The organism is Aeromonas sp. 25-AL00135, assembly GCF_054052385.1.
The window spans coordinates 1-25,757 of record NZ_JBSTYQ010000023.1; the positions used below are offsets into that span (position 1 = coordinate 1).

A 25,757-nucleotide genomic window follows, 5' to 3' on the forward strand; every position below is an offset into this window, starting at 1 on the left:
AGTAATCGCGCTGTGTCCGTTTCACACCTTGTCCCATCGGGTTCTCCATTTATTGGGGGGAAAGGTGTAAACCATATTCAGGACGGGACAGGACAAACAAAAAGGGCCACCTCTTGCGAGATGGCCCTTTCCAAACGTTTGGTGGAGCTGGGGGGATTTGAACCCCCGTCCAAAATTACTACATCCTTGGCACTACATGCTTAGTCACTCTTTACATTCGCCAACCCGCTGCGGAGAGACACGCCACGAATTGACTAGCTCGATTGGTTTTAATGCTTCCGCCCCGAGCAGGACTTCCACACGATCCTGTGAAGGATGACCTTCCGATTCCCTAGGACACAGGCAAGCTAGGGTAGAAGGGCTCTATGCAGGTTATTAAGCTGCTAGTGCGTAGTTTTCGTCGTTTGCGACTATTTTTTTGCGGTTTATTAACGAGGCCTACCGCACCTCGGCATGCACCTTGGGTTTCGTGAATCTTGTCGAATCCAGAATCAGCCCCAAGTTGTTAATTGCGATTGTACGCAAAAATGCTGTCATAGCAAGGCGTTGATACCCATTCCCTCTGGCAGCCAGTCTGTTTGCCGATTTATTGTACGCAGCTGAGCCTGAAGAGCCAGCTGCGCCGGGGAAAGGTGAACTGACGTCCTGATCCTGGCAGTAGCAGGTTAGCCGCGATGCTTGTTCTTCATGATGCGCGCTTTTTCCCGCTCCCATTCGCGGGCCTTGGTATCTTCGCGCTTGTCGTGCTCTTTCTTGCCCTTCACCAGGCCGATCTCGACCTTGACCCAGCACTGTTTCCAGTAGAGGGCGAGGGGAACTATGGTGTAGCCCTGACGGGCGATCAGGCTTTCGAGCTTGTCGAGTTCACGACGGCTCAGCAGCAGTTTGCGGGTGCGGGTCGGGTCACATACCACATGGCTGGAGGCCGCTTGCAGTGGCAGGAAGCTGGAGCCGAACAGATAGGCCTCGCCATCGCGGAAGATGACATAGGCTTCGCTGATGTTGGCCTTGCCCGCCCGCAGGGATTTGACTTCCCACCCTTGCAGGGACAGACCCGCTTCGATCTTCTCTTCGATGAAGTATTCGTGGCGCGCGGTTCTGTTGAGTGCAATGGTGCTGGACCCGGCTTTGTTTTTACTGTTTTTTTTGCTCATGACGGGCGATTTCCGGCAATGACTAGGAGGCTCGTATTATACGTAGGCAGGGGCGGCTGTAAAACGCGCAGCAGGTCAAGTGGTGGCTTTATGAGCGGTTTGGCTGAGGTTTTACCTCCACAACCCCAAACATGGTGATAAAATCGCGCCGATTGGATGAGGAAAAGCCATGCCCCGAATTACGCGCAGTGCCCTGGTGATGTTCAGTGCAGAACAGATGTTCAAGTTGGTTAACGATGTGGATGCCTATCCGCAGTTTTTGCCCGGCTGTGTTGGCAGCCGTGTCCACGAGGCTGGCGATGACTACATGATGGCGTCGGTCGATGTGGCCAAGGCGGGGATTGCCAAGACCTTCACTACCCGAAATCAGCTGGATGTGAACCGCCAGATCAGGATGGAGCTGGTGGATGGCCCCTTCCGCAAGCTGGCGGGCTGGTGGACCTTTACCCCGCTCGATGTCGACGCCTGCAAGGTGGAGTTTGATCTCGATTTCGAATTCACCTCCAAGCTGATCGAGGTGGCCTTTGGTCAGGTGTTCCGTGATCTGGTGAGCTCCATGGTCTCCGCCTTCTCCAACCGGGCGAAGGAGGTCTACGGTGTCTGACCAGCTCAACATCGAGGTTGTCTATGCCTTGCCGCAGCAGCAGACGGTGATTGCGCTGCGGGTTGCGCCCGAGACCTGCGTGCTGGCGGCCATCGAGCAGTCCGGCATCGTGCAAAAACACCCCGAGATCGATCTGGCGGTCAACAAGTTCGGCATCTACAGCCGCCCGGTGAAAGGGAGCGAGCCGCTGCACGACGGCGATCGTATCGAGATCTACCGCCCGCTCATCGCCGATCCCCGCGAGATGCGCAAAAAGCGGGCCGAGAAGGCCAAAGAGGAGGGGAGAGCCGATAGCGTGACCGGTGGTCGCCCCGATGTGCATCGCAAGCTCCGCGAGTAGCTCTCAGGTTTTTCTTGCAGAAAAAAGGCGCCGAGGCGCCTTTTTTTGATCCCGTTAGCCGGTGAGCTTGCCGAGGGGATATCAAGAGAGGGCTGCTTCTGCCACACCGAGTCGGGCACGGGCCCAAGCGGCCAGTAGCTCTACCCCGCTTTGCATCACCCGCTCATCGAAATCGAATTCGTTGTGATGGTGTGGTGCCGCCAGATCGGCCCCCAGAATGAGGTAAGCCGCTTCGCCCCCCTGTTTTTGCACCCGCTCCATCAGAAAACCGGCATCTTCGCTGGCGCCAAAGCGGCGAGTCTGGATAGTGGCGAGCCCCTGCTTGCGGGCCAGCGCCGCCAGCTCGGCTTGCAGCGCCGGGCTGTTGTCGAGGGCAATGGCCTCACCCTGCTTGATGATGCGGTAGGTGACGCCGTGGGCGAGGGCGGTACCTTCGACGATGCGCTGTACCTGACTGAACATGTAGTCGTTGAGCGTGCTGTCGGCGCCGCGGGTTTCACCGCGCAGCTCGGCATGATCGGGAATGACGTTGCGGCCGCTGCCAGCGTGAAGCTGGCCGACGTTGATGCGGGTCATGCCGTCGCGGTGGCGGGGGATGCCTAGCATGGCGGTGGTGGCCATGCAGGCGGCTGCCAGCGCATTGCTGCCGGCATTGGGCTCGAGCCCTGCATGGGCGGCGGTGCCCATAAAGTGGACGTCGAACTTGGTGGAGCAGAGAAACTCGGTGGGATTGATCACCAGCTCGCCGCTGCCAGCGTGAATACCGATATGGAGCGAGAGCAGGGCATCTACGTCATCGAGTGCGCCACCGGCAGCCAGCGCCTTGCCACCGCGGCACCCCTCTTCGGCGGGCTGGAAGAAGAGCTTGATGCGCCCGCACAGCTGCTCCTTCATCGCCATCAGCTGACTGGCCAGCCCCATGCCGATGGCGGTGTGGCCATCGTGAGCGCAGGCGTGCATCCACCCCTTGTTGTGGGAGGCAAAACCCTCCTGCTGCGGCAGGTGCTGCTCGGCGGCAGACTCCTCCACCTCGACCGCGTCGATATCGAAGCGAAAGGCCAGGGTCGGGCCGGGACGGCCGGTATCCAGCTCTCCCATCAGGCCTGTGACATCGCCGATCCGCTCCAGCCAGTCGGGATGGGCTCCCTGACGGCGGGCACGGGCCTTCTCGGCCGTCACATCCACATCACGGCCCATCATCAGATTGCTGGCCAGCAGCTTGTCGCCGAGCACGATGCGATAACCTAGCTCGTTCAGGTGGTGGGCAATCAGGCTGGTGGTGCGAAACTCTTTCCAGGCGGCTTCCGGCAGGCGGTGCAGGTCGCGGCGCCACAGGATCAGGTGCTCAAGGGTCATCTTGGCTTCCTTGGTGATTCGATTTGTCGGCTATTGTGCCTTTTTTCCCGGCTGACCACACGGGGCCAGCAGCTGGTCGGGGGAGCTGTGCGTGCGAGTGGTGACTGTTCGGGCCGTGAATAGTGGTGAGCGCCCATAAAAAACGCCTCCACAAGGGAGGCGTTGTCGAGGCGTGGTTATCAGGCCGCGTGATGGTAAGCGGAGGCTTCAAACAGCTTCTTGTTGGCCACCAGATCGATGGGGTCAAAATCATCGACGTTGATGGTGCGCAGGCGACTTACCTCGGCGCGGCGCAGCAGCTCCGCTTCGCTCTGGGTCAGTACGCCAGCGGCCAGGCCAATGTCGGCCACCTTGTCCAGCGCCATGAAGGGACGCTTGATACCATCGCTCTTGCAGACTTTCTCGAACAGCGGCTCGGCGGCCAGTACGTCATCGAGCGCCTGCTCCAGCAGACCGAAGGGGTTGCCCTCTTCGCGGGTCAGATACTGCCCCTTGGCCAGGCGACTACGGGTCTCGCTCGGGGTTTGCAGCAGACGGGCAACCTGTTGATCCAGCTTGTCGCATGGACGGTTCAGGTCACGACCCAGCGGCAGCACCACGGCGCGCAGGGCAAGCCCAATCCAGCGGTTCGGGAAGTTGCGCAGCAGCTCGTCGATCGCCTCTTGTGCCTTGAACATGGCATCTTGCAGTGCCCAGTGCAGCAGCGGCAGGTCGGCCTGCTGGCGTCCCTCGTCCTGATAGCGCTTGAGGGCGCTGGAGGCCAGATAGAGCTGGCTCAGCACGTCGCCAAGACGGGCGGAGACCCGCTCCTTGCGCTTGAGCTCGCCACCCAGGGTGCCCATTGCCATGTCTGACAGGAACGCCAGGTTGGCCGAGAGGCGGGAGAGCTGTTGGTAGTAGCCCTTGGTCTGGTCCTTGTAAGGGGCCGCGGCAAAGCGTGCGCCGGTGATACCGAGCCAGAAGCTGCGCACCAGGTTGCTGATGGCAAAGCCGACGTGGCTGAATACTGCCTTGTCGAAATCTTTCAGCGCCTGCTCCTTGTCGGGATGGCTGGCAGCCAGCATCTCCGGCAGTACATACGGGTGGCAGCGGATAGCGCCCTGACCGTAGATGATCATGCTGCGGGTCAGGATGTTGGCCCCTTCCACCGTAACGGCGATGGGGGCACCCTGATAGCCACGGGCCAGATAGTTGTTGGGGCCCATGCAGATGGCCTTGCCGCCGTGGATGTCCATGGCATCGATGATGCACTTCTGGGCACGGTCGGTGAGGTGGTATTTGACGATGGCGGAGATGACCGAGGGCTTCTCGCCCAGGTCGATACCGGTCACGGTCAGGTTGGCTGCGGCGCCCATGATGTAGGCATTGCCACCGATGCGGGCCAGCGGCTCTTCAATCCCTTCCATCTTGCCGATGGGCAGCTTGAACTGGCGACGGATGCGGCTATATGCGCCGCTCGCCAGGGCCAGCATCTTGACGCCACCTGTGCTGTTGGAGGGCAAGGTTATGCCGCGACCGACCGACAGACACTCGACCAGCATGCGCCAGCCCTGACCGGCCATGGCCGGGCCACCGATGATGAAATCGAGCGGGACGAACACATCCTTGCCCTGGGTCGGGCCGTTCTGGAACGGCACGTTGAGCGGGAAGTGGCGACGGCCAATGCCGACCCCCTTGATGTGGGTGGGGATCAGGGCGCAGGTGATGCCGAGCTCTTCCTCTTCACCCAGCAGGTGCTCGGGGTCACGCAGTTTGAAGGCCAGACCCAGCACGGTAGCAATAGGGGCGAGCGTGATGTAGCGCTTGTTCCAGGTGAGGCGCATACCGAGCACCTCTTTGCCTTCCCACTCGCCCTTGCAGACGATACCGAAGTCGGGGATGGAGCCGGCGTCAGAACCCGCTTCCGGGCTGGTCAGGGCGAAGCAGGGGATCTCTTTACCGACCGCCAGGCGGGGCAGGTAGTAATCTTTCTGCTCGTCAGTGCCATAGTGCTGCAGCAGTTCGCCCGGGCCCAGTGAGTTGGGCACGCCGACGGTGGAGGCGAGCACGGCGCTGGCACCGCACAGCTTTTGCAGGACACAGGACTGGGCGTAGGCCGAGAATTCCAGACCGCCATATTTCTTCTTGATGATCATGGCGAAGAACTTATTGTCCTTCAGGTATTGCCACACCTCGGGGGAGAGGTCCGCGCGCTCGTGGGTCACTTCCCAGTCGCTCACCATGCGGCATACTTCCTCGACCGGGCCATCCATAAAAGCCTGCTCTTCGGCAGAGAGGGTGCTGACCGGAATGGCGTGCAGTTTTTTCCAGTCCGGGTTGCCCGCGAACAGATCGGCTTCCCACCAGGTGGTGCCCGCTTCAATCGCCTCTTTCTCGGTGCGGGACATCTCCGGCATGATCGATTTGTAGATCTTGAACAGCGGCTTGGTTATTTGATTGCGGCGAAATTCCACCAGATTGAGCGGGATGGCGATCACCGCGAACAGCGCCCATACCAGCAAGGGCACATGACCATAGATGGCGCCAAGCACCAGGGCGGCGCCGGTGACCAGGGTGGAGATGAACAGGGATGCCCGGCGATAGGCCAGGGCTCCGATAACCAGGATCACCCCGAGCAGAGTGAGGGTCGTCGTCATTGCTTGCTCCTTGCGTGGTTAGGTTGCCAACGTGGCATAACTGATCCAGAGGTCTGACCTGTTGGATATGGCCCCTGTTGTAATTCATACGCACAAAGTTATCAAGCTGTTTACATCTTCATTACCTTCTCTCTGTGATCCCCATAACGCTCACGCGCCGCCAGCGCTGTGGCTCGCAGGGGGGCGACTGTGCGATTCGCTTGTGCGAGAATAGCCGCGATCTACACGCACACTAAAAACAGTGGAAGAGACATCATGTACCAAGAATTGATCCGCAATGAACTGACCGAAGCTGCCAGCGTGCTGCAGGCCTTCCTGGCTGATGAGCAGAACCTGAAAAACATCGAGGCGGCCGCCAAACTGCTGGCTGACTCTTTCAAGGAAGAGGGCAAGGTGCTCTCTTGTGGCAACGGTGGCTCCCACTGTGATGCCATGCACTTTGCCGAAGAGCTGACCGGTCGTTACCGCGAGAACCGCCCGGGTTATGCCGGTATTGCCATCTCAGATCCGAGCCACCTCTCCTGCGTCTCCAACGACTTTGGCTATGAATATGTCTTCTCCCGTTACGTAGAAGCGGTTGGCCGTCGTGGCGACGTGCTGCTTGGCATCTCCACCAGCGGCAACTCCGGCAATATCCTGAAAGCCATCGAGGCGGCCCGCGCCAAAGGGATGAAAGTGATCGCCCTGACCGGCAAGGATGGCGGCAAGATGGCGGGTCTGGCGGATGTCGAGATCCGGGTGCCGCACTTTGGCTATGCCGACCGTATTCAGGAAGTGCACATCAAGGTGATCCACATCCTGATCCAGCTGGTCGAAAAAGAGATGGCCAAGTAATCAGGCCATCGTCACCAGACAAGGGCAACGCCGGTAGCATGGTTCGCCATCGGCCGGTTGTTGCCAGCCACAGGGGAAGGGATTGCGCCTTCCCCTGCTGTCTGTCAAACCAGCGTGCTGGTCGAACATGACACAAGCCAAATCATGAAAGGAGTCTGCCGGATATGTGCGAACTGCTCGGCATGAGTGCCAATGTGCCGACCGATATCTGCTTCAGCTTTACCGGGTTGATGCTGCGCGGCGGCAAGACCGGGCCCCACAAGGATGGCTGGGGGATCACCTTTTACGAAGGGAAGGGCTTTCGCACCTTCAAGGATCCCGAGCCCAGTGCCCAATCTCCCATCGCCAGACTGGTACAAGCTCTGCCCATCAAGAGCTGCGCCGTGGTCAGCCACATTCGGCAAGCCAACCGTGGCTGCGTGTCACTGGAAAATACCCACCCCTTTACCCGTGAGCTGTGGGGCCGTTACTGGACCTTCGCCCACAACGGTCAGCTGACCGGTTACAAAAAGCTGCCAACGGGCCGCCACCGGCCGGTGGGGGATACCGACAGCGAGCACGCCTTCTGCTGGCTGCTCGATCGGCTGGAGCAAAAATATCCCAAGCGTCCGGCCAACTTTCCCGCCATGTTTCGCTATCTCGCTACACTGTGTGACGAGCTCAGAGCGTTCGGGGTGTTCAACATGCTGCTCTCGGACGGGGAGTATGTGATGAGCTACTGCAGCAACAACCTGCACTGGCTGACTCGCTGTGCGCCCTTTGGCGAGGCGAGCCTGCTGGATGAGGAGGTGGTGATCGACTTTCAAAGCGAGACCACCCCCAACGATGTGGTGACCCTGATCACCACTCGTCCGCTGACCGGCAATGAGAATTGGGTCAAAATGGTGCCCGGCGAATTCAATCTGTTTCGCATGGGGGAGCGGGTGGCGACCAACCAGGTCGCGCATGAGTAAGATAAAAAATACCAGGGTAGATACCTACCCTGGTTCTTCGCAGCAGCCATAAAAGGCAAAAGGGATGAGAGGTGTTGCTGAGCATCATCACTCTGACGGCATTGAGTGTTGATCAAATGTTAATTTGCGGCAATCAAGTTGTTGTCTTGAGGGGCGTTTCAGTATCGCTATTTCGATACTGATCACATTTTTTGCCACTTTATTCCCTGAGCCATCCAATCGGGTGCTTCATCATTGCCTGGTCGTGAGCCACGACATCGAAAACTATCTATAGTATGGTCTGTTTGAATACCGTTCAGGAGGAGCCTCGCATGGAGTGGGTGGATCGCAAGGTGTTGCAGCAGCTGGCAGAGGATATCGGTCCGGATATGCTGCCCGTGGTCATCGCAGTCTTTATTGAAGAGGTGGGCGAGCAGCTGAGTCAGCTCAGACCCCTCTATGAACAGGGAGAGTGGGAGGCGCTGGCTCGGGTGGCGCACAGCATGAAATCATCCTGTGGCAGCTACGGCGCCATGCCGAGCTATCAGCAGGTGATGGCGCTGGAGATGGCCAGCAAGCAGGCCGATGTGGCCGAGGCAGAGCGCCAATTGCAACTGCTGGAGGCCTCCTTGCCCCAGGTGCTCGCGTTTCTTGCCGATTATCATTAACGGCGCCATGCAGGGATGCCGGGGCGCCGTGACCGTTGCCTAACGCTGGTTGAGCAGTTGCTGGATGATCCGGTCCAGCGCCAGTTTCAGCTTCAACCGATCGTGCCGATGGGGCAGCTCAAGCTCGCCCAGCTCGGCTTCGATCACTCGCCCTTGCCAGTCCCCCGCATCACCCGCGCCTTGTGGGGCCAGGATGGCATCCAGCCGACCCTGACCGACCCGGGATTCCAGCCAGCGACACTGACTCATCAGATCCAGCTGGCTGGCAGGACCGTTCTCCGCCACCAGATTGCAGACGAAAACCAGCATGGCGCTGCTCTCGTTGATGGCCTGTGCGATCTCGGCCAGCAGCAGTGGCGGCATGATGGAGGTGAGAAAACTGCCCGGCCCAAGAATGATCATGTCCGCCTGCTGCAATGCCAGCACCGCTTCGCGCGTCGCTTGCACCTCCGGCATCAGGCCGAGAGAGAGGGGCGGTGTTGCCAGTTGATCGATGGATACCTCTCCCAGGATCTGGGTGCCACACTCCATATGGGCGCAGAGATCGGTGGGAAATTCAGACATGGGTAGCAATTGTGACTCGATTTTGAGCATGTCACTGATCAGCTTGATAGCATCAAGAGGACGGACACAGAGATTATCGAGCGCCAGCAGCATCAGGTTGCCAAGGTTGTGGCCCGCCAGCTCGCCTTTGCCGGCAAAGCGGTATTCGAACAACAGGCTGCCGATACTGGGATCGGTCACCAGCTGGTTCAGGCAGTTGCGCAGATCGCCCCAGGCGATGCACTCCTGACTCTTGCGCAGGCGTCCGGTCGAGCCGCCATCATCTGTGGTGGTGACGATACCGGTGAGCCGTTGACCGAGAAACGAGAGGGACGAAAGCACTCGTCCCATGCCGTGGCCACCACCGATGGCAACGACCCGATCGAAGTCATTGATGTTTTTTTGCCACATATGGGCGTCCTGTCATTGGTCTCAGTTGACCGCTATGTTAGCAAGCGAAGCGAGATAATTGTTTGATAAAGGTATGATTTTTGCTTGAGGCTGCCATTCGATAAAACAAGGAGATGGTGTTGAAATTTCTGACCGTTCACTCCCTCGCCCAGAATTCATCGCTGGCGGCCCAAGATATCTGCGCGCAGCTGCGCCACCATGCCGATCAGGCACCCTCCCTGCTGTTACTCTATTTTACCCAAGCCCATGACGGGGCGATACTGCGCGACGCGCTCAAAGGCCAGTTCCCGACGACCCGCCTGCTTGGGTGCAGCTCTTGCGGTGGCGTCATGACCGAGATGGGACACCATGCCCGAGATGGATATGGGCTGGCCGTTGCTGCCCTGTACGATGAGAAAGGGGCATTCGGGGTAGCCGGTGCCAGCGGTGACGGGGTGGATGTGCGGCAGTTGCTGCGCCGAGCCATGAGCGACTGTGGTCGACCGGGCGAGCTGCCCCAGTTGATCCTGTTTCACGCCAGTCCCGGCAAGGAAGAGGGGCTGCTGGCCGGTATCGAGGCCGAACTCGGTGCCTCGGTGCCGGTGGTCGGTGGATCCGCGGCTGATAGCAGTGTCAGCGGTGACTGGCAGCTCTGCTGGGATGAGGCGGTGGCTCAGGATGGCATCGGTCTGGCGGTGCTCTATCCCGATTGCCAGCTAGCCTTTCAGTTTCACTCCGGTTATGTGCCTGCCGAATTCAGTGGCGAGATCACCGCCTGCAACGGGCGGGAGGTACTCACTATCGATCACCAGCCTGCTGCCGAGGTCTATGCCCGCTGGTGCGGGCGCGAGCAGCCCTGGCCGGTGGGGGCGATTTTGCGGGAGACCACGCTCACCCCGCTGGCTCGTCAGGTGGGAGCGCTGGATGGCATTCCTTACTACAAACTCTCCCATCCTGAAGCTGTGACCGAACAGGGCGGGCTGCGGCTTTTTACCGATGTGGTGCAAGGGGAGCGTCTGCTGTTGATGTACAGCAGTCAGGAAGGGTTGTTGCAGCGCAGCCTCAATGCCATGCGCGTCGAGCCAGGGTATGGGGTCGATGTGGAATTGCAGCCTATCGGCGCTCTCATCATCTTTTGTGCTGGTTGCCGTTTGGCTCTAGGTGATATGTTGTGCCAATTTGTCGAGCAGAGCCAGGCTCGCCTCGGCAAGATCCCCTTTATCACCCCCTTTACCTTCGGCGAGCAGGGGCGGCTGCCCAATGGCGAGCTGGCCCACGGCAACCTGATGGTATCGAGCGTGATTTTCCTGACCCGTTGAGTCGGCAGAACATAACAGAGCAGGCAACAAGATGATTGGCAACAGTGAACTGGAAGCCCTCGGCGACAAATTGCAGACCACGCTGGTCGACCTTATGCGTTGCCGCGAGCGCGAGGCCAAGTATCGTCACGAGTCTCAGACTCTGCTGGGGGGCGTTGCCACCCTCGCCGATGCCAAGACGCTGGAGCAGGTGCTGGAGAGCCTTATCCAGGTGCTCAAACCCTTTATCGGCTTTGAGCACGCGGATGTGGTGGCCTGGGAAGGGGAGCTGGGGAGTACCCACCTCAGTACCGAGCCGATGCTATCAGCCCGCAGCTGGCGCATGACCCCGGCATTTGCCCGCGCCATCTCGGGTGAAACCCTGGTGATTTACGATCCCGCCCAACTGCCTGAGCTTGCGCCGCTGGCGAGCGAGCCGGGCTGGGCCAGCGTGATGCTGACCGGGCTGCAGGCCCCCGGTTTTACCGCCACCCTCATCTGCCGCCACGCTCGGGCGGGTACCTTCGATCTCACCAGCAAGGCCGCCATGGAGCGTTGCCGTCCTCTTATCGCCCAGGCGCTGGTCAACATCACCTATCGGGCCCGCTTGCAGGAGCAGGTCGCGGTAAAAACCGAGGCGCTGCAGGCCAGCGAACGCCGTTTTCGCAGCTTCGCCGCCATGGCTTCTGACTGGTTCTGGGAGACAGATGCCGAGCATCGCCTCAGTTATGCCTCTGAGCCGGGTTATCTGGATGAGATGACCCCGCAAGCGACCCGGCCGACCCTCTATGACTACGTCTGCAACAAGCAGAGCTGCGATGCCCAGAAATATCTGCAGCTTTTGGAGCTGCGCCAGCCGGTGCGAGGGGTGCGGATGCAGGTTGCGCTGCAACACGGCCCCTGCTGGATGGAGGTGAGCGCCGAGCCCTGTTTTGACCATGATGGCCTGTTTATCGGTTATCGCGGCACTGCCCGGGATATCAGCAACCAGATCCGTAGGGAAGAGGAGCTGGCGCGGGCACGGGATGAGGCTGAAGCGGCCAACCGTGCCAAGTCCCAGTTTCTCGCCATGATGACCCACGAGATCCGCTCGCCCATGAATGCGGTGTTGGGGATGCTCGATCTGGTGCAGCATGCCGAGCTGGCGCCGGAGCAACAGAGCCTGCTGCGCCATGCCACCCACTCGGCCAGATTGCTGCAAACCATCATCGACGACGTGCTCGATTTTTCGAAAATCGAGTCGCAAACCCTGGTGTTTCACTGCGAGACCCTGCAACCCGTCCAGCTTTGCCAATCTCTGGTCGAGCCGCTGCAAGCTCGCGCGACCGCCAAGGGGATTGCGCTGGTTTATCGGGTCGATGAGTCGGTACCCCGGGAGTTACAGGGGGATCCGATGCGTTTGTCACAGGTGATGGGCAATCTGCTGGACAACGCCCTCAAGTTTACCGAGCAGGGGCAGGTGACACTGCACCTGGGTTGGCAGGATGAGAAGCTGCTGATCTCGGTCTCCGACACCGGGATCGGGATCGCTGATGCGGATCAGGCGCTGTTGTTTGAACCCTTCTCCCAGGTCGACAACTCGGCCACCCGGCGTTTTTCCGGTACCGGCCTCGGTCTTGCCATCAGCAAGCGTCTGGTGACGCTTATGGGGGGAGAGATCCACCTGAAGAGCGAGCCGGGCAAGGGAAGCTGTTTCTGGTTCGAACTGCCCGGCATGGCGCTACCCTGCCATAGCCAGCCGCAGCGGGAGGAGGGGGCTTCGGCACTGCTGCCACTGGATGTGCTGGTGGTGGAGGACAGCCCGGTGAACCAGTTGGTGGTGTCGCTGATGCTGCAAAAACTGGTGGGCAAGGTTCGGCTGGCTGCCAATGGTCTGGAAGCGCTGGCGCAGGTGGATGAGCAGATCCCGGATCTGATCCTGATGGATATGCGGATGCCCCTGATGGACGGACTGGAAGCGACTCGCCGGTTGCGGGAGTTGGGATGCACCATGCCTATCGTCGCCCTGACGGCCAATGCGATGGCGGAGGACAAGGCGTGCTGTCTGGCGCAGGGGATGGATGACTTTCTCGCCAAGCCTATCACCTTGTCACGGCTGAGAGAGTGTTTGCAGCGTCACTTTGGTCAGCGGTTGCCGACGCGCGGATAAAAAAAATGGTCAACTTTGTGGGTTGACCAGTTCTTCAGCAAATACTGAAGAGAGCACGGGATAAATCGGGTTGTACAAATCTATATGAAAAATCTGTGCCAACTTTTTTAGACTCTTTTGTGTTCAATTTTGGCCGTTTAGCGCAGCGGCTCTCTCTTGTTATGGCGTTTTGCGTTCCTACTTACTCGCAAAATGCGAATTGCACATTTTCATTGTTGGAATAATTGCATTTTGCAACGCTGTTTTTGTCATTGTGAAATCAGGCGATGCAGAAATTTACGGGCCGCTTCGCTGTTTTGTTTGGCAATCAGCATCTGCTTTTCGTAAATCGGCATCGGCAATATCTCGAGCCAGCGTTGGCAGAGCCAGGCGGCATCTTCAAAGCGCTTGTCCGGATAGAGCTCATCAAGCTCCGGATACTGCTCGAACACTTCCCGCAGGCGATTGACCAGCAGCTTGTCGTTGAAATCTGAGTGGGTGCTCGGCCAGTTGGGCAGCATCTCCACCTTGGCCCGGCGCAGGCCCATCTCGTCTGTTTCCATCTCGTGGATGCAGAAGCGCTCCAGTCCCAGCACCGTCACACCCAGCAGGCCATCATTGAGGGTGTAGAAGTCGGTCACCTTGACCCGGGTGCCCACCGGCAGAATGCGGCCGGATTGTCCCGAGGTGGTCGACTCTTCCATCACGATGCCAAAGCCCTGATCGTTGATGAATGACTCCTTGAGCATCTGCAGGTGGCGTGGCTCGAACAGACGCAGAGGAAGCTTGCCGCCCGGCAGTATGTGGGAAGGCAAGGGGAACAGTGCCAAAGGTTGTAGTTTCATGTTCCATCCTCCATTGAGTAGTTGCTGAATATGACAATGCAGCGACTGTGCCAGAGAATGAAAAAAGCCACCGGAGGGTGGCTTTTCGGGAGGTTGAGGGCGCTTAGTTGCGCTGCTCCAGATACATGACAGCCGCTTCCACGCGGCTTTGTGCCTCGAGTTTCTTCAGCAGGCTCTTCACGTGAACCTTGACCGTTCCCTCGGAGATATGGAGTACCGAGGCGACCTGTTTGTTGGAGAGGCCTTTTGCAATTTCGCGCAGGATTTGCATTTCGCGACGCGTTAAGCTTTCCAGCTTCTGCTGCAGGTGATCCAGCTCGTAGATGTTTTCGAGATAGGGGCGCAGCGGTTCGCTCAGGATCTGCTTGCCGGTCATCACGTCGGCCAGCTGGGCCAGCAGCAGATCAGGCTCGGTATCCTTGAGTAGGTAGCCGTCGGCACCGGCCTTGAGCAAAGCAACCACATCCTGACGGGCATCGGAGACGGTGAGGATCACCACCCGGGAGGTGATCTCTTCGGCCCGCAGCGCCTTGAGGGTATCGAGGCCGGAGAGCCCCTTCATGTTGAGGTCGAGCAGGATCAGATCCGGCTCGGACTCTTTGGCCAATGCCACGGCATCTGTGCCGTTGGAGGCTTCACCGGTCACCTCCATGTTCTCTTCCAGAGCCAGCAACTGCACAATCCCTTTGCGCATGAGGGGATGGTCATCTACGACCAGAACTGTGTATTTCATCTCGTCCATCAGGCGTCTCTCGCTAGACTGGTGGGAAAGGTCAGATGCACGCAGGTGCCTTGTGGTTGCTGCTCGTTGATGGTCAGCAGACCGTGCAGTTTGCTGGCGCGCTCGTTCATGATGCTCAACCCGTAATGGTTGATCGCCGAGCTGGCGAGTCCGATCCCGACACCGTCATCTGAAATCTGAACCTCAATGTTACCACTGGCGAGGGTCTCACAGCTAACATCAATCACTTGCGCGTTGGCATGTTTGATGGCATTGAGCACTGCCTCACGGATCAACTGCAAAATGTGGATATGCTGGCCCGCCTCCAGGTCGTTGTCGGCCAGTCCGTAATGGAACCGGATTTCGGCTTGGGTCTGAGGTTGCAGTTGATCAAGCATGACGCGGATCGCTTCCCCCAGATTGGCATCGCCAATGGTGAGACGGAAGGTACCGAGCAGTTCGCGCAACTGGGTATAGGCATTGCTAAGCCCCTCGTCGATCTGCTGCATCGCCTCCTGCGCCTTGTCATGTTGCCCCTTGGCGTAAGAGCGCTTGAGCAGGGTGGACTGGATCTTGAGATAGGAGAGGGCCTGCGCCAGCGAGTCGTGCAGCTCGCGGGCGATCACCGCCCGCTCCTCCATCAGCAGCAGTCGCTGCTGCTGCAGCAGGGTCTGGTCTTTGTGCAGCACTTGAGCCAGCAGCATGGTGAAGTTTTTAATCAACCGCTCATCGATGGGGTGTTGGCTGATGATGTCGAGGCGGCCGAACTCCTGCTCATCCATCTGCAGATAGAAGCTGGCGACCGCATCGAGATCGCCGGGCCAGCCGGTGCGCCCCGAGATATAGACCGGCATGGCATTGTGCTCGAAGCGGGTCAGCCGGATATGGTCGATATGCTGGTGGGCGGCGGCGCGGTCCAGCAGTTTGATGAGGGTACGGGTGCTGAGCGGGGCGGCGTGCAGCTTCTGGGCGGTCGAGTAGAGAAACGAGAGCGTGTCGTTGGCCTGTTGCAGCTTGGCGGTTTTCTCTTCCACCTTGTTTTCCAGCTCCCGATAGAGTTTGCCCAGCTCGTCTGCCATGGTGACGAAGGCGCGCGACAGCTCCCCCAGCTCGTTTTCGCCGTGGGCGGGCAGCTTAAGATCGAAATCCTGCCGCTGGATCTGGCGGGCACAGTAGACCAGCTGGTTGAGGGGGGCGACCACCTGCTGACGGGTGAAGCGCACCGTGAACCAGGCGATGGTGATGATGGCCAGCAGGCCGAGCCCCTCCGCAAGCGCCAGCATCCTCACCTTGAATTCCACGTGGTACTGCATCTGATTGACGAAATTGTCGATGGCCGCCACAAACTGCTCGGTATTATCGGTGTACCGTCTGGGGGTGCGATCCTCGATGTGCTGGCGCATCACCTGCCACTGGCCGAGCACTTCGCCATAGGTGCGGCGCAGGGAGGCAGGCGTGATCCAGCGCTGGGTCTCCTGCAGCTCTTCGGCGTGCAGGGTCTCTTCAAACTGGGAGAGGCGTCCCAGCACGCTGTCGCCCCGCTCGATTTCGTAGGCCATCCGGTAGGCCTGCATCCGCAGCGAACCGGAGAGGTTGATCGCCTTGGCATCGGGTACCGAGTAGAAGAGGGTGACCATGGCGACCAGCGCGATTAGGCTGGCCATGAAGAGGATCAACACCATGGCGCGGCCAATGGCACTGCTGACCGAATGGACCCTGAACCGTTTTCCCATACTGATGCGCACCTCTGAATAGTGATAAGGACCCCGCAAGATGCGTGGGAGTGTACTCCAACTTGTGTTAGCATCGAAAAACTAGATGAACTCCGAGCGGTTTTGCCTAAGTCCTAGCGATAGGGGGAAACCAGCCGTCAGCCGACGTTCGAGCTGTAAGGGTCAGGAAAGAAATGCCCTGGCCTCCCGTATTTGGAAAGGTGTTTATGTTGCCACTTGAAGATGGTTTTTCCCGTCGTTTTTACTATTTGCGTCTGTCAGTGACCGATGTGTGCAATTTCCGTTGCTCCTATTGCTTGCCTGACGGCTATCGCCCCCCGGAAGGTCACAAAGCGGGGCGTCAACCCTTTCTCTCGATTGACGAGATCCGCCGCGTGGTCAGCGGTTTTGCCGCCATGGGCACCCGCAAGGTGCGCATCACGGGGGGCGAGCCCTCCCTGCGCCGCGATTTCACCGAGATCGTCAAGGTGATTGCCACCACCCCGGGTATCGAGAAGGTCGCCATGACCACCAACGGCTATCGCCTCAAGGAGCGGGCTCAGGAGTGGTTTGATGCCGGACTCAACGCGCTGAATGTCAGTGTCGACAGTCTCGACCCGCGCCAGTTTCACCAGATCACCGGTGAGAACAAGCTGGCCGAAGTGATGGAGGGGATCGAAGCAGCACTGGCCGCCGGTTTCAAATCGGTGAAGATCAATGCGGTGCTGCTCAAGGGGCTCAACGACTACCAGCTTGATGCCTTTCTGGGCTGGATCAGGCACAAGCCCATCGAGCTGCGCTTTATCGAGCTGATGCAGACCGGCGAGATGGATACCCTGTTTCGTGACCACCATGTCAGCGGCGAACAGATCAAACAGCGCTTGCTGGATAGCGGCTGGGTGCAGCAGTTGCGGGACACGGATGACGGTCCTGCGCAGGTCTTTATGCACCCTGATTCGCAAGGTGGGGTGGGGCTTATCATGCCCTACAGCAAGGATTTCTGTGCCGGTTGCAACCGGCTGCGGGTCTCCTCACTGGGGAAGCTGCATCTGTGCCTGTTTGGCGACAACGGCATCGACTTGCGGGATCTGCTCGGCGCAGATGGGCAATCTGATGAGCTGCAACAGCGCATTCGCGCGGCACTGGCGGGCAAGAGTGCCACCCATCGTCTCCATGAGGGCAATGCCGGTATCACCCCTCATCTCGCCTCGATCGGCGGATAACCGCAAAAATCGCCAACGATTAAATAGCAATCCTCACATGGAGGTATTTTAACCGATACCTCCTTTTTTATTGCGCTGCAAGGCTTTGATCTGGCGCAAGAATCCCCCCTGTTTATCTCCCTGGTGGTATATCCCTTACCTTGTCAGGGCCGCAATATACACCCACTCTTATAATTGGTATCAAGAATGCCAATCATGGACTCGCACTGTCCCCTTTTTCACCAGAACAGGAGTCAACATGCCGGATGAGATCGATCTTGCCCGCCGCGGCCTGTTCCGGGGGCGGCTGAGAACCGCCGAACCGCCGCTGCAGTTGCCCTGGTCAGTCAACTGGTCGGCATTTGTCGCCGGCTGTACCCGCTGCGGGGACTGTCTGGCCGCCTGTCCGGAGCAGATCCTGGTGAATGGCGAGGGTGGTTTTCCGGTGGTCGATTTCCAGCGTGGCGAATGCACCTTCTGCACCGAGTGCGTCACGGTCTGCAAGGCGCCGCTGTTTCGCCCGACCAGCGAGTCCCCCTGGCACTACAAGGCCCATATCGAGGCCAACTGTCTGGCCAATGTTCAGGTGTTCTGTCAGCGCTGTCAGGACAGCTGTGAGCCCAATGCCATTCGTTTTATTCCGGTGCTGGGGCGTGTGCCCACCCCGACGGTCGAGCCGGATCGCTGTAATGGCTGCGGCGCCTGTGTGCAGGATTGTCCAGTTGGCAGCATCAAGGTCGACGGGCGAGCCGCCCCATCCGGTGGTGCGAGCCAGCCCACCCTCAAGCAGGAGTCAGAATGAGTCAGAAGCCGTGTGACACAGAAGCCACAATGGATCAGGAGTTCCATGTATCGAGTCTGGTGGTGCTGACCCAGCCCCCATTGCGCCATCCGCTCGCCGAGCAGATTGGCGCCCTTGAAGGGGCCGAGATCCACGCCGTCAGTGACGAGGGCAAGCTGGTCGTGACCCTGGAAGGTCCGAGCCAGCGGCCGATCATGGCGGCCATTGATGCGATACAGGCAATGCCGGGTGTGCTCTCTGCCGCCCTGATTTACCACCAGTTCGATGAACTGGGCGATCACTGAAAAGAGTGATGGGATGCCGGGCGAGCCCTCTACCGCTGATGGCTGGCTCCCGTTCGACAGATTCGACAACTATTACGCGATAAGCAATGTGAGGATATGCCATGAAGCTGAGTCGACGCGACTTTATGAAGGCCAACGCGGTAGCAGCTGCTGCTGCCGTGGCCGGTGTCAGTGCCCCCACGCTGGCAGCCAATCTCATCACCAGTACCGACAAGACTGCCATCCATTGGGATAAGGCTCCCTGCCGCTTCTGCGGTACCGGCTGTTCCGTGCTGGTGGGCTCTCAGGATGGTCGGGTCGTGGCGACTCAGGGCGACCCCGATGCACCGGTCAACCGTGGCCTCAACTGCATCAAGGGCTACTTCCTCTCCAAGATCATGTACGGCCAGGATCGCCTGACCCAGCCGATGTTGCGGATGAAGAACGGCCAGTTCGACAAGGATGGCGACTTCGCCCCCATCAGCTGGGATCAGGCGTTCGACATCATGGCCGAGAAGTTCAAGGCAACTCTGAAAGAGAAGGGGCCGACCGCTGTCGGCATGTTCGGCTCCGGCCAGTGGACAGTCTGGGAAGGCTATGCCGCCGCCAAGCTGATGAAGGCCGGTTTCCGCTCCAACAACATTGACCCCAATGCCCGCCACTGCATGGCATCTGCGGTTGTCGGCTTCATGCGTACCTTCGGTATGGATGAACCGATGGGCTGCTACGACGATATCGAGCAGGCCGATGCGTTCGTGCTGTGGGGCTCCAACATGGCCGAGATGCACCCCATCCTCTGGTCGCGGATGTCTGATCGCCGTCTCTCCAACCCGGACGTGCAGGTGCACGTGCTCTCGACCTTTGAGCACCGCAGCTTCGAACTAGCGGACAACGGCATGGTGTTCACCCCGCAGACCGATCTGGCGATCCTCAACTATGTCGCCAACTACATCATTCAGAACGACAAGGTGAACTGGGACTTCGTCAACAAGCACACCGTGTTCAAGAAGGGGGTCACCGATATCGGTTATGGTCTGCGTCCGACCAACCCGCTGCAGCAGAAAGCGAAGAACCCGGACAGCGGCGATGCCACGCCGATGACCTTCGAGGAGTTTGCCAAGTTCGTGGCGGATTACGATGTGGAGTCGGTCTCCAAGCTCTCCGGCGTCTCCAAAGAGAAGCTGGAAAAGCTGGCCAAGCTCTATGCCGACCCGAGCAAGAAGGTGGTCTCTTACTGGACCATGGGCTTCAACCAGCATACCCGTGGCGTCTGGGCCAACAACCTCTGCTACAACATCCACCTGCTGACCGGCAAGATCTCCGAGCCGGGTAATGGTCCTTTCTCACTGACCGGCCAGCCCTCTGCCTGTGGCACCGCGCGTGAAGTGGGTACCTTTGCCCACCGTCTGCCTGCCGACATGGTGGTGACCGAGCCCAAACACCGCGCCATTGCCGAGAAGATCTGGAAACTGCCGGAGGGGACCATTCCCGACAAGGTGGGTTTCCACGCCGTGCTGCAGGATCGCATGCTCAAAGATGGCAAGCTCAACGCCTACTGGGTGATGTGCAACAACAACATGCAGGCCGGCCCCAACATGAATACCGATCGCCTGCCTGGCTATCGCGATCCGCGCAACTTCATCGTGGTCTCCGACCCGTACCCGACCGTCACTGCCCAGGCCGCTGATCTCATCCTGCCCACCGCCATGTGGGTGGAGAAAGAGGGGGCCTATGGCAACGCCGAGCGCCGCACCCAGTTCTGGCACCAGCAGGTGAAAGCGCCGGAAGGGGCCAAGTCCGACTTGTGGCAGCTGATGGAGTTCTCCAAGCGCTTCAAGGTTGAGGAAGTGTGGCCGGCTGAGCTGATTGCCAAGATGCCGGAAGTGAAGGGCAAAACCCTGTTCGACGTGCTCTATGCCAACGGTCAGGTCAACCAGTTCCCGAAAGAGCAGAGCAAAGGTCTGCTGAACGACGAGGCCGAGCACTTCGGGTTCTACGTCCAGAAAGGGTTGTTCGAAGAGTACGCCACCTTCGGTCGTGGCCACGGTCACGATCTGGCGCCGTTCGATCAGTACCACGAAGCCCGTGGTCTGCGTTGGCCTGTGGTAGATGGCAAAGAGACCCTGTGGCGCTATCGCGAAGGGTTCGACCCCTATGTGAAAGCGGGCGAGGGGGTGCGCTTCTATGGCAAGCCCGATGGCAAGGCGGTCATCTTCGCCCTGCCGTTCGAGCCCGCCGCCGAGTCGCCCGATAAAGAGTACGACCTGTGGCTCTCTACCGGTCGCGTGCTGGAACACTGGCACACCGGCACCATGACCCGTCGGGTACCCGAGCTCTATCGCGCCTTCCCGGATGCGGTGCTCTTCATGCACCCGGACGATGCCAAGGCTCGCGGCGTGCGCCGTGGTGAAGAGGTGATCGTCTCCTCCCGCCGTGGCGAGGTGAAGACCCGTGTCGAGACCCGTGGTCGCAACCGTCCGCCGAAAGGACTGGTCTTCATGCCCTTCTTCGATGCGAGCCAGTTGGTCAACAAGCTGACCCTGGACGCCACCGATCCGCTCTCGAAAGAGACCGATTACAAGAAGTGCGCCGTCAAGGTGATGAAGGCTTAAGGCGGGGGAGTGCGAGATGAGTCGTAGTCGTCGCCAGTTTCTGGCCGACATGGCCAAGGGGGCCTGCGGTGTGGGCCTGCTTGGCGTGGGGCTCGGTGGCGTGGCCCGCCAGCAGGCACAAGCCGTGCCTGCCCAGGCGCTGCGTCCGCCCGCCGCTCTCGATGAAACAGAGTTCCTCAGCGCCTGCGTGCGTTGCGGGCTCTGCGTCGAGGCGTGCCCCTACGACACCCTCAAGCTCGCCCGGCTGTTTGACCCTGTGACCACTGGCACCCCCTATTTCAAGGCGCGTGCCGTGCCCTGCGAGATGTGTGATGACATTCCTTGCGTGGTGGCCTGTCCGAGCGGGGCGCTGGATCAGCAGATGACCGACATCGATCAGGCCCGGATGGGGGTGGCAGTGCTCATCGATCACGAGACCTGCCTCAACTATCTGGGGCTGCGCTGCGATGTCTGCTATCGGGTCTGTCCGCTGATAGACAAGGCGATCACTCTTGAGTTGCAGCATAACCAGCGTACCGGCAAGCACGCCATGTTCCTGCCCACGGTGCACAGCGATATCTGTACCGGCTGTGGCAAGTGCGAGCATGCCTGTGTGCTGGAGGAGGCGGCCATCAAGGTGGTGCCACGCCAGCTCGCCAAAGGTGAACTGGGGCATCACTACCGGCTCGGTTGGGAAGAGAAGGCCAAGGCGGGGAACAAGTCGCTCATCGGCGACAGGCTCACCCTGCCCACCCGCAAACCGGAGGGGTTATGAGTCGTTATCCGGGGGAAGAGGCTCGCATCAAGCTGGGGTGGTGGCGTGCTCACCGCTTCCTGCTGCTGCGTCGGCTGAGTCAGTTGAGCGTGCTCGGGCTGTTTCTGCTGGGGCCGCTGGCGGGTGTCTGGATCCTCAAGGGCAACCTCTCCAGCTCGCTGTTGCTGGAGACGGTGCCGCTGACCGATCCCCTCACGCTGTTGCAGTCGCTGGCGGCGGGTCACTGGCCCATCACCACTCTCTGGCTGGGGGCTGCCATTGTGCTGGCCGGTTACTGGCTGGCCGGGGGGCGGGTGTTCTGCTCCTGGGTCTGTCCGGTCAACCTCATCACGGATGCGGCGGCCTGGCTCAGGGGGCGCCTTGGCCTCAAGGGCAATGGCCAGTTCAGTCGAGCGACCCGCTACTGGCTGCTGGCCATGGTTCTGGTGGTGCCTGCTGTGGTCGGCGTGATGGCGTGGGAGCTGGTCAATCCGGTGTCGCTCGCCATGCGCGGTCTGCTGTTTGGCATGGGGGCGGGCTGGGCCCTGCTTGCAGCGCTGTTCCTGTTCGATCTCTTCGTAGTTGAGCGGGGTTGGTGCGGTCATCTCTGTCCGGTGGGGGCCTTCTATGCCCTGGTCAACCGGGTCGGGTTTATCAAGATTTCTGCCAAGGGGCGCGAGCGGTGCAACAACTGCATGGATTGTTATGCGGTTTGCCCGGAGCGTCCCATCCTGCGCGGGCCTGTTCACGGTGCCAAGCGCGGTCACGGGCCCTTGATTGCGGCTCAGGAGTGCACCAACTGTGGCCGCTGCATCGATGTCTGCGCGGAACAAGTTTTTGAAATCACTGTAGGTTTTGCCGTCAAGGCAGAAAAAACGTCGGAGAACAAATAATGAAAAAGCTGATTGGAGCAATGCTGGCCTGCCTGATGGCGGGATCCTTGATGGCAGCGGCCCCCGAGATCACCAACAGTACCGGTGGCCTCAAGTCCGAGCGTGGCGCCACCGATCTGGTGACCGATGCCACTGCCGCGCCCCTGAAAAACTTCCGCAAGGATGGCGCGCCCTACGATCGCCAGTACATGCATCAGCCGCCGCTGATCCCCCACGACATTCGCAACTATGAGGTGGACACCAAGGTCAACAAGTGCCTGGCTTGCCACAGCTTCAAGAATGCCAGCGCCATGAAGGCCCCCAAGATCAGTCCGACTCACTTCGAGACCCGCGACGGCCTGACCCTGGGTGAAGTGTCGCCGCGTCGCTACTTCTGCCTGCAGTGCCATGTACCGCAAGCGGATGCCAAGCCGCTGGTGGAAAATACCTTTAAACCGGTTGAAGCGCTGAACTGAGGAATCCATAGATGAAATTACCCGGCTTTATCCAGCGTCTGTGGACCACCTTCAAGTCACCGTCGAAGGCGGCTCTCTGGGTCATCTTGCTGATGGGCTTCTTCGGTGGCGTGATTTTCTGGGGTGGCTTCAACACCGCCATGGAAGCATCCAACACCGAGGCCTTCTGCACCAGCTGTCACGAGATGAAGGACAACGTGTTCGAGGAGTACCGCGACACCATCCACTACGCCAACCGCTCCGGCGTGCGGGCCAGCTGCCCGGATTGCCACGTACCGCACGAGTGGACCTACAAGATCATCCGCAAGGTGCAGGCCTCCAAGGAGCTGTGGGGCATGATCACCGGCAAGGTGGATACCCGTGAGAAGTTCGAGTCGCACCGGCGCGAGATGGCGGAGCGGGAGTGGCAGCGGATGAAAGAGACCGATTCGCGCGAGTGCCGCAACTGCCACAACTTCGAGTATATGGACTTCTCCCTGCAGGGGCAGCGTGCCGCCAAGATGCACTCTACCAATCTGGCCAGTGGTGAAAGTACCTGCATCGACTGTCACAAGGGGATTGCTCACCAGCTGCCCGACATGACCGGGGTGAAAGGATTCTGATCCTGCGACGACAGGCCGGGTTTGCCCGGCCTGCGTTTTGTTCATATATGGGACAAGCATCAGATTTGTGTGTCTTTTAAATCCCATATCTCGTGAAACCTTTGATAGAATCAGCCCGCCGTCACACGCTTGAGCAAGTTGGTCATCCCTGTCTGCGTCAGTTTTTGTGCTCTGACAGCTGGCCTCTCATACCCCTTCTCTTCCTGCCTCGTTGACGGCTCATAGCCACAAGGAGCTGCCCGATGGGACAGAAACACAACGCATTTATTCCCCTCAAGATCGCCGTGCTGACGGTCTCCGACAGCCGCACCGCCGCCGATGACAGCTCGGGTGACTATCTGGTCTCGGCCCTTACCGACGCGGGCCATCAGCTGGCCGATCGGGCGCTCTGCCCGGACAACCTGTTTCGCATCCGCGCGCGGGTGAGCGAGTGGATCGCCGATGAGGGGGTGCAGGTGGTACTGATTAACGGCGGTACCGGCTTCAATGAACAGAACCGGGTACCGGAAGCGGTCGGTGTGCTGTTCGAGCGCACCGTACAGGGTTTTGGCGAGATGTTCCGTCAGCTCTCTTTTGCCGAGATTAAAGGCTCCGCCATGCAGAGCCGTGCGCTGGCGGGACTCGCCAATCGCACCCTGATCTGCTGCCTGCCCGGCTCCACCGGCGCTTGCCAGCTGGGCTGGGAGCAACTGATCCGCGATCAGCTCGATGCGCGCACCAAGCCGTGCAACTTTGTCTCCCACCTCTGAGAGCAAGTGATGAACCAGACCGATACCAAGCAGACCCAGCCCAACCTGACGCATCTGAACCAGAGCGGCGAAGCCCATATGGTGGATGTGACCGACAAGCAGGTAACCGAGCGTGAAGCCCGTGCCGAGGCGTTTGTTGCCATGGCCCCCGAGACGCTGGCGCTGATCCTGAGCGGCCAGCATCACAAGGGTGACGTGTTCGCCACCGCCCGCATCGCCGGCATCATGGCCGCCAAGAAGACCTCTGATCTGATCCCACTCTGCCATCCGCTGGCCTTGACCAAAGTCGAGGTGGAGATTGTGCCGCTGGCCGAGCAGAATCGGGTGCATATCCGCACCCTCTGCAAGCTCTCCGGCAAGACCGGGGTGGAGATGGAGGCGCTGACGGCCGCGTCGGTAGCGGCGCTGACCATCTATGACATGTGCAAGGCAGTGCAAAAAGACATGGTGATCGAGCAGGTGCGGCTGGTAGAGAAAAAGGGCGGCAAGTCCGGCCATTTCCAGCTGGGGTCAAATAGCGGGGAACAAGCATGATCAAGGTACTGTTTTTTGCGCAAGTAAGAGAGCTGGTGGCCTGCGATGAGCTGAGCCTGCCGTGCGACTACGCCACTGCCGAACAACTGCGCGCGGCGCTCTGTGAACGCGGCGACAAGTGGGCGTTGGCTCTCGAGGCTGGCAAACTGCTGGTGGCGGTCAACCAGACCCTGGTGCCCCTCGACACGCCTATCAACGATGGCGATGAGGTGGCCTTCTTCCCACCGGTGACCGGAGGTTAAGGATGAGCGAGGCAACCATGACCGATCGCATTGTGGTGCAGCGGGAGGATTTCTCGCTGGCGGACGAATATGCCCGCCTCGCCACCCGCCCCGACAGTGGCGCTATCGTCACCTTCGTTGGCAAGGTTCGCGACTTCAATCAGGGGGAAGAGGTGAAGGGGCTGGCCCTCGAGCACTACCCCGGTATGACCGAGAAGGCGCTGGCCGATATCGTGCAGGAGGCCCGCCGCCGCTGGCCGCTGCAGGAGTGTACCCTCATTCATCGTATCGGCGAGTTGTGGCTTGGCGATCAGATCGTGCTGGTGGCGGTGAGCAGTGCCCACCGCGACGCCGCCTTTGACGCCTGTCACTTCATCATGGATTTCTTGAAAACCCGGGCGCCGTTCTGGAAAAAAGAGCTGACCGCCGAGGGTGTGCAACGCTGGGTCGAGGCCAAGGAGAGCGACAACGCCGCCGCTGCCCGCTGGCAAGCCTGACCTGTTCATCACGAGGGGCACAGGTTCAACGGG

The 25,757-nt window shown here is 59.8% G+C and carries 26 protein-coding genes, 1 other RNA gene and 1 riboswitch; of the genes, 19 read left to right on the forward strand and 8 right to left on the reverse strand.

Annotation, left to right across the window (positions count from 1 at the left end):
• Positions 1-139: 139 nt before the first annotated feature.
• Positions 140-499: a transfer-messenger RNA gene (gene ssrA / locus ACW5XC_RS18325) on the reverse strand.
• Between the two features lie 166 nt (positions 500-665).
• Positions 666-1,154, reverse strand: coding sequence for an SsrA-binding protein SmpB (gene smpB / locus ACW5XC_RS18330; protein WP_042054649.1), 489 nt, complete (start codon positions 1,152-1,154; stop codon positions 666-668).
• 169 nt (positions 1,155-1,323) lie between these two features.
• Between smpB and ACW5XC_RS18335 the strand changes: the two genes are divergently transcribed.
• Both ACW5XC_RS18335 and ACW5XC_RS18340 read left to right on the forward strand, forming a co-directional pair.
• Complete coding sequence (locus ACW5XC_RS18335) at positions 1,324-1,758, forward strand: SRPBCC family protein (RefSeq protein ID WP_005334496.1); 435 nt, start codon at positions 1,324-1,326, stop codon at positions 1,756-1,758.
• A complete protein-coding gene (locus ACW5XC_RS18340) occupies positions 1,751-2,098 on the forward strand; it encodes an RnfH family protein (protein ID WP_042054648.1) in 348 nt (115 codons plus the stop codon). The genes ACW5XC_RS18335 and ACW5XC_RS18340 overlap by 8 nt, the downstream gene beginning before the upstream one ends.
• A gap of 81 nt (positions 2,099-2,179) precedes the next feature.
• Here ACW5XC_RS18340 and ACW5XC_RS18345 read toward each other — a convergent pair whose 3' ends face one another.
• Together ACW5XC_RS18345 and fadE are read right to left on the reverse strand one after the other, a co-directional pair.
• Positions 2,180-3,454 (reverse strand): amidohydrolase, encoded by a 1,275-nt coding sequence (locus ACW5XC_RS18345; RefSeq protein WP_042054647.1) that lies wholly within the window; start codon positions 3,452-3,454, stop codon positions 2,180-2,182.
• A gap of 179 nt (positions 3,455-3,633) precedes the next feature.
• On the reverse strand, positions 3,634-6,090 hold the full coding sequence (gene fadE, locus ACW5XC_RS18350; protein ID WP_042054645.1) for an acyl-CoA dehydrogenase FadE: 2,457 nt from the start codon (positions 6,088-6,090) through the stop codon (positions 3,634-3,636).
• 255 nt (positions 6,091-6,345) lie between these two features.
• Here fadE and lpcA point away from each other — a divergent pair, with 255 nt between their 5' ends.
• From lpcA to ACW5XC_RS18365, 3 genes are all read left to right on the forward strand, one after another.
• Entirely contained in the window at positions 6,346-6,924 is a 579-nt protein-coding gene (lpcA, locus tag ACW5XC_RS18355; protein ID WP_042054644.1) for a D-sedoheptulose 7-phosphate isomerase, read from the forward strand.
• A 164-nt stretch (positions 6,925-7,088) separates the two neighbouring features.
• Positions 7,089-7,877, forward strand: coding sequence for a class II glutamine amidotransferase (locus ACW5XC_RS18360; RefSeq protein ID WP_042054643.1), 789 nt, complete (start codon positions 7,089-7,091; stop codon positions 7,875-7,877).
• 311 nt (positions 7,878-8,188) lie between these two features.
• Positions 8,189-8,524, forward strand: a complete 336-nt coding sequence (locus ACW5XC_RS18365; protein ID WP_005334481.1) for an Hpt domain-containing protein — start codon at positions 8,189-8,191, stop codon at positions 8,522-8,524.
• 39 nt (positions 8,525-8,563) lie between these two features.
• On the opposite strand, the gene ACW5XC_RS18370 is transcribed toward ACW5XC_RS18365, so the two are convergent.
• On the reverse strand, positions 8,564-9,478 hold the full coding sequence (locus tag ACW5XC_RS18370) for a gluconeogenesis factor YvcK family protein (RefSeq protein ID WP_005334480.1): 915 nt from the start codon (positions 9,476-9,478) through the stop codon (positions 8,564-8,566).
• A 113-nt stretch (positions 9,479-9,591) separates the two neighbouring features.
• Between ACW5XC_RS18370 and ACW5XC_RS18375 the strand changes: the two genes are divergently transcribed.
• Both ACW5XC_RS18375 and ACW5XC_RS18380 read left to right on the forward strand, forming a co-directional pair.
• Entirely contained in the window at positions 9,592-10,776 is a 1,185-nt protein-coding gene (locus tag ACW5XC_RS18375; RefSeq protein WP_042054641.1) for an FIST signal transduction protein, read from the forward strand.
• Between the two features lie 31 nt (positions 10,777-10,807).
• A complete protein-coding gene (locus ACW5XC_RS18380; protein WP_042054640.1) occupies positions 10,808-12,904 on the forward strand; it encodes a hybrid sensor histidine kinase/response regulator in 2,097 nt (698 codons plus the stop codon).
• 248 nt (positions 12,905-13,152) lie between these two features.
• Here the strand turns inward: ACW5XC_RS18380 and ACW5XC_RS18385 are convergent, their stop codons facing one another.
• From ACW5XC_RS18385 to narQ, 3 genes are all read right to left on the reverse strand, one after another.
• The gene (locus ACW5XC_RS18385; protein WP_005334473.1) at positions 13,153-13,728 is read right to left on the reverse strand and encodes an LON peptidase substrate-binding domain-containing protein; all 576 of its coding nucleotides are present in this window, start codon (positions 13,726-13,728) and stop codon (positions 13,153-13,155) included.
• A gap of 103 nt (positions 13,729-13,831) precedes the next feature.
• Positions 13,832-14,470 (reverse strand): two-component system response regulator NarL, encoded by a 639-nt coding sequence (gene narL, locus ACW5XC_RS18390; RefSeq protein ID WP_005334471.1) that lies wholly within the window; start codon positions 14,468-14,470, stop codon positions 13,832-13,834.
• A complete protein-coding gene (narQ, locus tag ACW5XC_RS18395; protein WP_005334468.1) occupies positions 14,470-16,182 on the reverse strand; it encodes a nitrate/nitrite two-component system sensor histidine kinase NarQ in 1,713 nt (570 codons plus the stop codon). The genes narL and narQ overlap by 1 nt, the downstream gene beginning before the upstream one ends.
• A 78-nt stretch (positions 16,183-16,260) precedes the next feature.
• Positions 16,261-16,401: riboswitch (molybdenum cofactor riboswitch) on the forward strand.
• Here narQ and moaA point away from each other — a divergent pair.
• The 12 genes from moaA to moaE all read left to right on the forward strand — a co-directional run bounded on the left by moaA (position 16,389) and on the right by moaE (position 25,724).
• Positions 16,389-17,384 (forward strand): GTP 3',8-cyclase MoaA, encoded by a 996-nt coding sequence (gene moaA, locus ACW5XC_RS18400; protein ID WP_042054651.1) that lies wholly within the window; start codon positions 16,389-16,391, stop codon positions 17,382-17,384. It overlaps the preceding riboswitch by 13 nt.
• A 238-nt stretch (positions 17,385-17,622) precedes the next feature.
• Positions 17,623-18,165 carry a ferredoxin-type protein NapF gene (napF, locus tag ACW5XC_RS18405; protein WP_042054639.1) on the forward strand — a complete coding sequence of 181 codons (543 nt, stop codon included), beginning with the start codon at positions 17,623-17,625 and terminating at the stop codon, positions 18,163-18,165.
• A gap of 29 nt (positions 18,166-18,194) precedes the next feature.
• Positions 18,195-18,449, forward strand: coding sequence for a chaperone NapD (locus tag ACW5XC_RS18410; RefSeq protein ID WP_042054638.1), 255 nt, complete (start codon positions 18,195-18,197; stop codon positions 18,447-18,449).
• A gap of 101 nt (positions 18,450-18,550) precedes the next feature.
• Positions 18,551-21,040, forward strand: coding sequence for a nitrate reductase catalytic subunit NapA (gene napA / locus ACW5XC_RS18415; RefSeq protein WP_042054637.1), 2,490 nt, complete (start codon positions 18,551-18,553; stop codon positions 21,038-21,040).
• Between the two features lie 16 nt (positions 21,041-21,056).
• Positions 21,057-21,794: a ferredoxin-type protein NapG gene (napG, locus tag ACW5XC_RS18420; protein ID WP_005334456.1), complete on the forward strand. Its 738-nt coding sequence runs from the start codon at positions 21,057-21,059 to the stop codon at positions 21,792-21,794.
• Positions 21,791-22,666: a quinol dehydrogenase ferredoxin subunit NapH gene (gene napH, locus ACW5XC_RS18425; protein ID WP_042054636.1), complete on the forward strand. Its 876-nt coding sequence runs from the start codon at positions 21,791-21,793 to the stop codon at positions 22,664-22,666. The genes napG and napH overlap by 4 nt, the downstream gene beginning before the upstream one ends.
• Complete coding sequence (locus tag ACW5XC_RS18430) at positions 22,666-23,121, forward strand: nitrate reductase cytochrome c-type subunit (RefSeq protein ID WP_005334452.1); 456 nt, start codon at positions 22,666-22,668, stop codon at positions 23,119-23,121. The genes napH and ACW5XC_RS18430 overlap by 1 nt, the downstream gene beginning before the upstream one ends.
• An 11-nt stretch (positions 23,122-23,132) precedes the next feature.
• Positions 23,133-23,723: a cytochrome c3 family protein gene (locus ACW5XC_RS18435; RefSeq protein ID WP_005353459.1), complete on the forward strand. Its 591-nt coding sequence runs from the start codon at positions 23,133-23,135 to the stop codon at positions 23,721-23,723.
• Between the two features lie 242 nt (positions 23,724-23,965).
• Entirely contained in the window at positions 23,966-24,472 is a 507-nt protein-coding gene (gene moaB / locus ACW5XC_RS18440; protein ID WP_005344126.1) for a molybdenum cofactor biosynthesis protein B, read from the forward strand.
• A gap of 9 nt (positions 24,473-24,481) precedes the next feature.
• On the forward strand, positions 24,482-25,006 hold the full coding sequence (gene moaC / locus ACW5XC_RS18445) for a cyclic pyranopterin monophosphate synthase MoaC (protein ID WP_005334445.1): 525 nt from the start codon (positions 24,482-24,484) through the stop codon (positions 25,004-25,006).
• The gene (moaD, locus tag ACW5XC_RS18450; protein ID WP_005353453.1) at positions 25,003-25,248 is read left to right on the forward strand and encodes a molybdopterin synthase sulfur carrier subunit; all 246 of its coding nucleotides are present in this window, start codon (positions 25,003-25,005) and stop codon (positions 25,246-25,248) included. Before moaC ends, moaD begins: the two co-directional genes overlap by 4 nt.
• 2 nt (positions 25,249-25,250) lie before the next feature.
• On the forward strand, positions 25,251-25,724 hold the full coding sequence (moaE, locus tag ACW5XC_RS18455) for a molybdopterin synthase catalytic subunit MoaE (RefSeq protein ID WP_042054635.1): 474 nt from the start codon (positions 25,251-25,253) through the stop codon (positions 25,722-25,724).
• Positions 25,725-25,757 lie beyond the last annotated feature (33 nt).

What these genes read in the sequence shown, in the direction of transcription:
- moaC (WP_005334445.1), top strand. Translation starts at nt 24,482, where the DNA reads ATGAACCAGACCGATACCAAGCAGACCCAGCCCAACCTGACGCATCTG.
- smpB (WP_042054649.1), bottom strand. Translation starts at nt 1,154, where the DNA reads ATGAGCAAAAAAAACAGTAAAAACAAAGCCGGGTCCAGCACCATTGCA.
- moaB (WP_005344126.1), top strand. Translation starts at nt 23,966, where the DNA reads ATGGGACAGAAACACAACGCATTTATTCCCCTCAAGATCGCCGTGCTG.
- ACW5XC_RS18345 (WP_042054647.1), bottom strand. Translation starts at nt 3,454, where the DNA reads ATGACCCTTGAGCACCTGATCCTGTGGCGCCGCGACCTGCACCGCCTG.
- ACW5XC_RS18380 (WP_042054640.1), top strand. Translation starts at nt 10,808, where the DNA reads ATGATTGGCAACAGTGAACTGGAAGCCCTCGGCGACAAATTGCAGACC.
- ACW5XC_RS18360 (WP_042054643.1), top strand. Translation starts at nt 7,089, where the DNA reads ATGTGCGAACTGCTCGGCATGAGTGCCAATGTGCCGACCGATATCTGC.
- napH (WP_042054636.1), top strand. Translation starts at nt 21,791, where the DNA reads ATGAGTCGTTATCCGGGGGAAGAGGCTCGCATCAAGCTGGGGTGGTGG.
- napA (WP_042054637.1), top strand. Translation starts at nt 18,551, where the DNA reads ATGAAGCTGAGTCGACGCGACTTTATGAAGGCCAACGCGGTAGCAGCT.
- moaA (WP_042054651.1), top strand. Translation starts at nt 16,389, where the DNA reads ATGTTGCCACTTGAAGATGGTTTTTCCCGTCGTTTTTACTATTTGCGT.
- ACW5XC_RS18385 (WP_005334473.1), bottom strand. Translation starts at nt 13,728, where the DNA reads ATGAAACTACAACCTTTGGCACTGTTCCCCTTGCCTTCCCACATACTG.
- ACW5XC_RS18365 (WP_005334481.1), top strand. Translation starts at nt 8,189, where the DNA reads ATGGAGTGGGTGGATCGCAAGGTGTTGCAGCAGCTGGCAGAGGATATC.
- ACW5XC_RS18335 (WP_005334496.1), top strand. Translation starts at nt 1,324, where the DNA reads ATGCCCCGAATTACGCGCAGTGCCCTGGTGATGTTCAGTGCAGAACAG.
- narL (WP_005334471.1), bottom strand. Translation starts at nt 14,470, where the DNA reads ATGGACGAGATGAAATACACAGTTCTGGTCGTAGATGACCATCCCCTC.
- lpcA (WP_042054644.1), top strand. Translation starts at nt 6,346, where the DNA reads ATGTACCAAGAATTGATCCGCAATGAACTGACCGAAGCTGCCAGCGTG.
- fadE (WP_042054645.1), bottom strand. Translation starts at nt 6,090, where the DNA reads ATGACGACGACCCTCACTCTGCTCGGGGTGATCCTGGTTATCGGAGCC.
- ACW5XC_RS18430 (WP_005334452.1), top strand. Translation starts at nt 22,666, where the DNA reads ATGAAAAAGCTGATTGGAGCAATGCTGGCCTGCCTGATGGCGGGATCC.
- moaE (WP_042054635.1), top strand. Translation starts at nt 25,251, where the DNA reads ATGAGCGAGGCAACCATGACCGATCGCATTGTGGTGCAGCGGGAGGAT.
- napF (WP_042054639.1), top strand. Translation starts at nt 17,623, where the DNA reads ATGCCGGATGAGATCGATCTTGCCCGCCGCGGCCTGTTCCGGGGGCGG.
- ACW5XC_RS18410 (WP_042054638.1), top strand. Translation starts at nt 18,195, where the DNA reads ATGGATCAGGAGTTCCATGTATCGAGTCTGGTGGTGCTGACCCAGCCC.
- napG (WP_005334456.1), top strand. Translation starts at nt 21,057, where the DNA reads ATGAGTCGTAGTCGTCGCCAGTTTCTGGCCGACATGGCCAAGGGGGCC.
- ACW5XC_RS18435 (WP_005353459.1), top strand. Translation starts at nt 23,133, where the DNA reads ATGAAATTACCCGGCTTTATCCAGCGTCTGTGGACCACCTTCAAGTCA.
- ACW5XC_RS18370 (WP_005334480.1), bottom strand. Translation starts at nt 9,478, where the DNA reads ATGTGGCAAAAAAACATCAATGACTTCGATCGGGTCGTTGCCATCGGT.
- moaD (WP_005353453.1), top strand. Translation starts at nt 25,003, where the DNA reads ATGATCAAGGTACTGTTTTTTGCGCAAGTAAGAGAGCTGGTGGCCTGC.
- narQ (WP_005334468.1), bottom strand. Translation starts at nt 16,182, where the DNA reads ATGGGAAAACGGTTCAGGGTCCATTCGGTCAGCAGTGCCATTGGCCGC.
- ACW5XC_RS18375 (WP_042054641.1), top strand. Translation starts at nt 9,592, where the DNA reads ATGGTGTTGAAATTTCTGACCGTTCACTCCCTCGCCCAGAATTCATCG.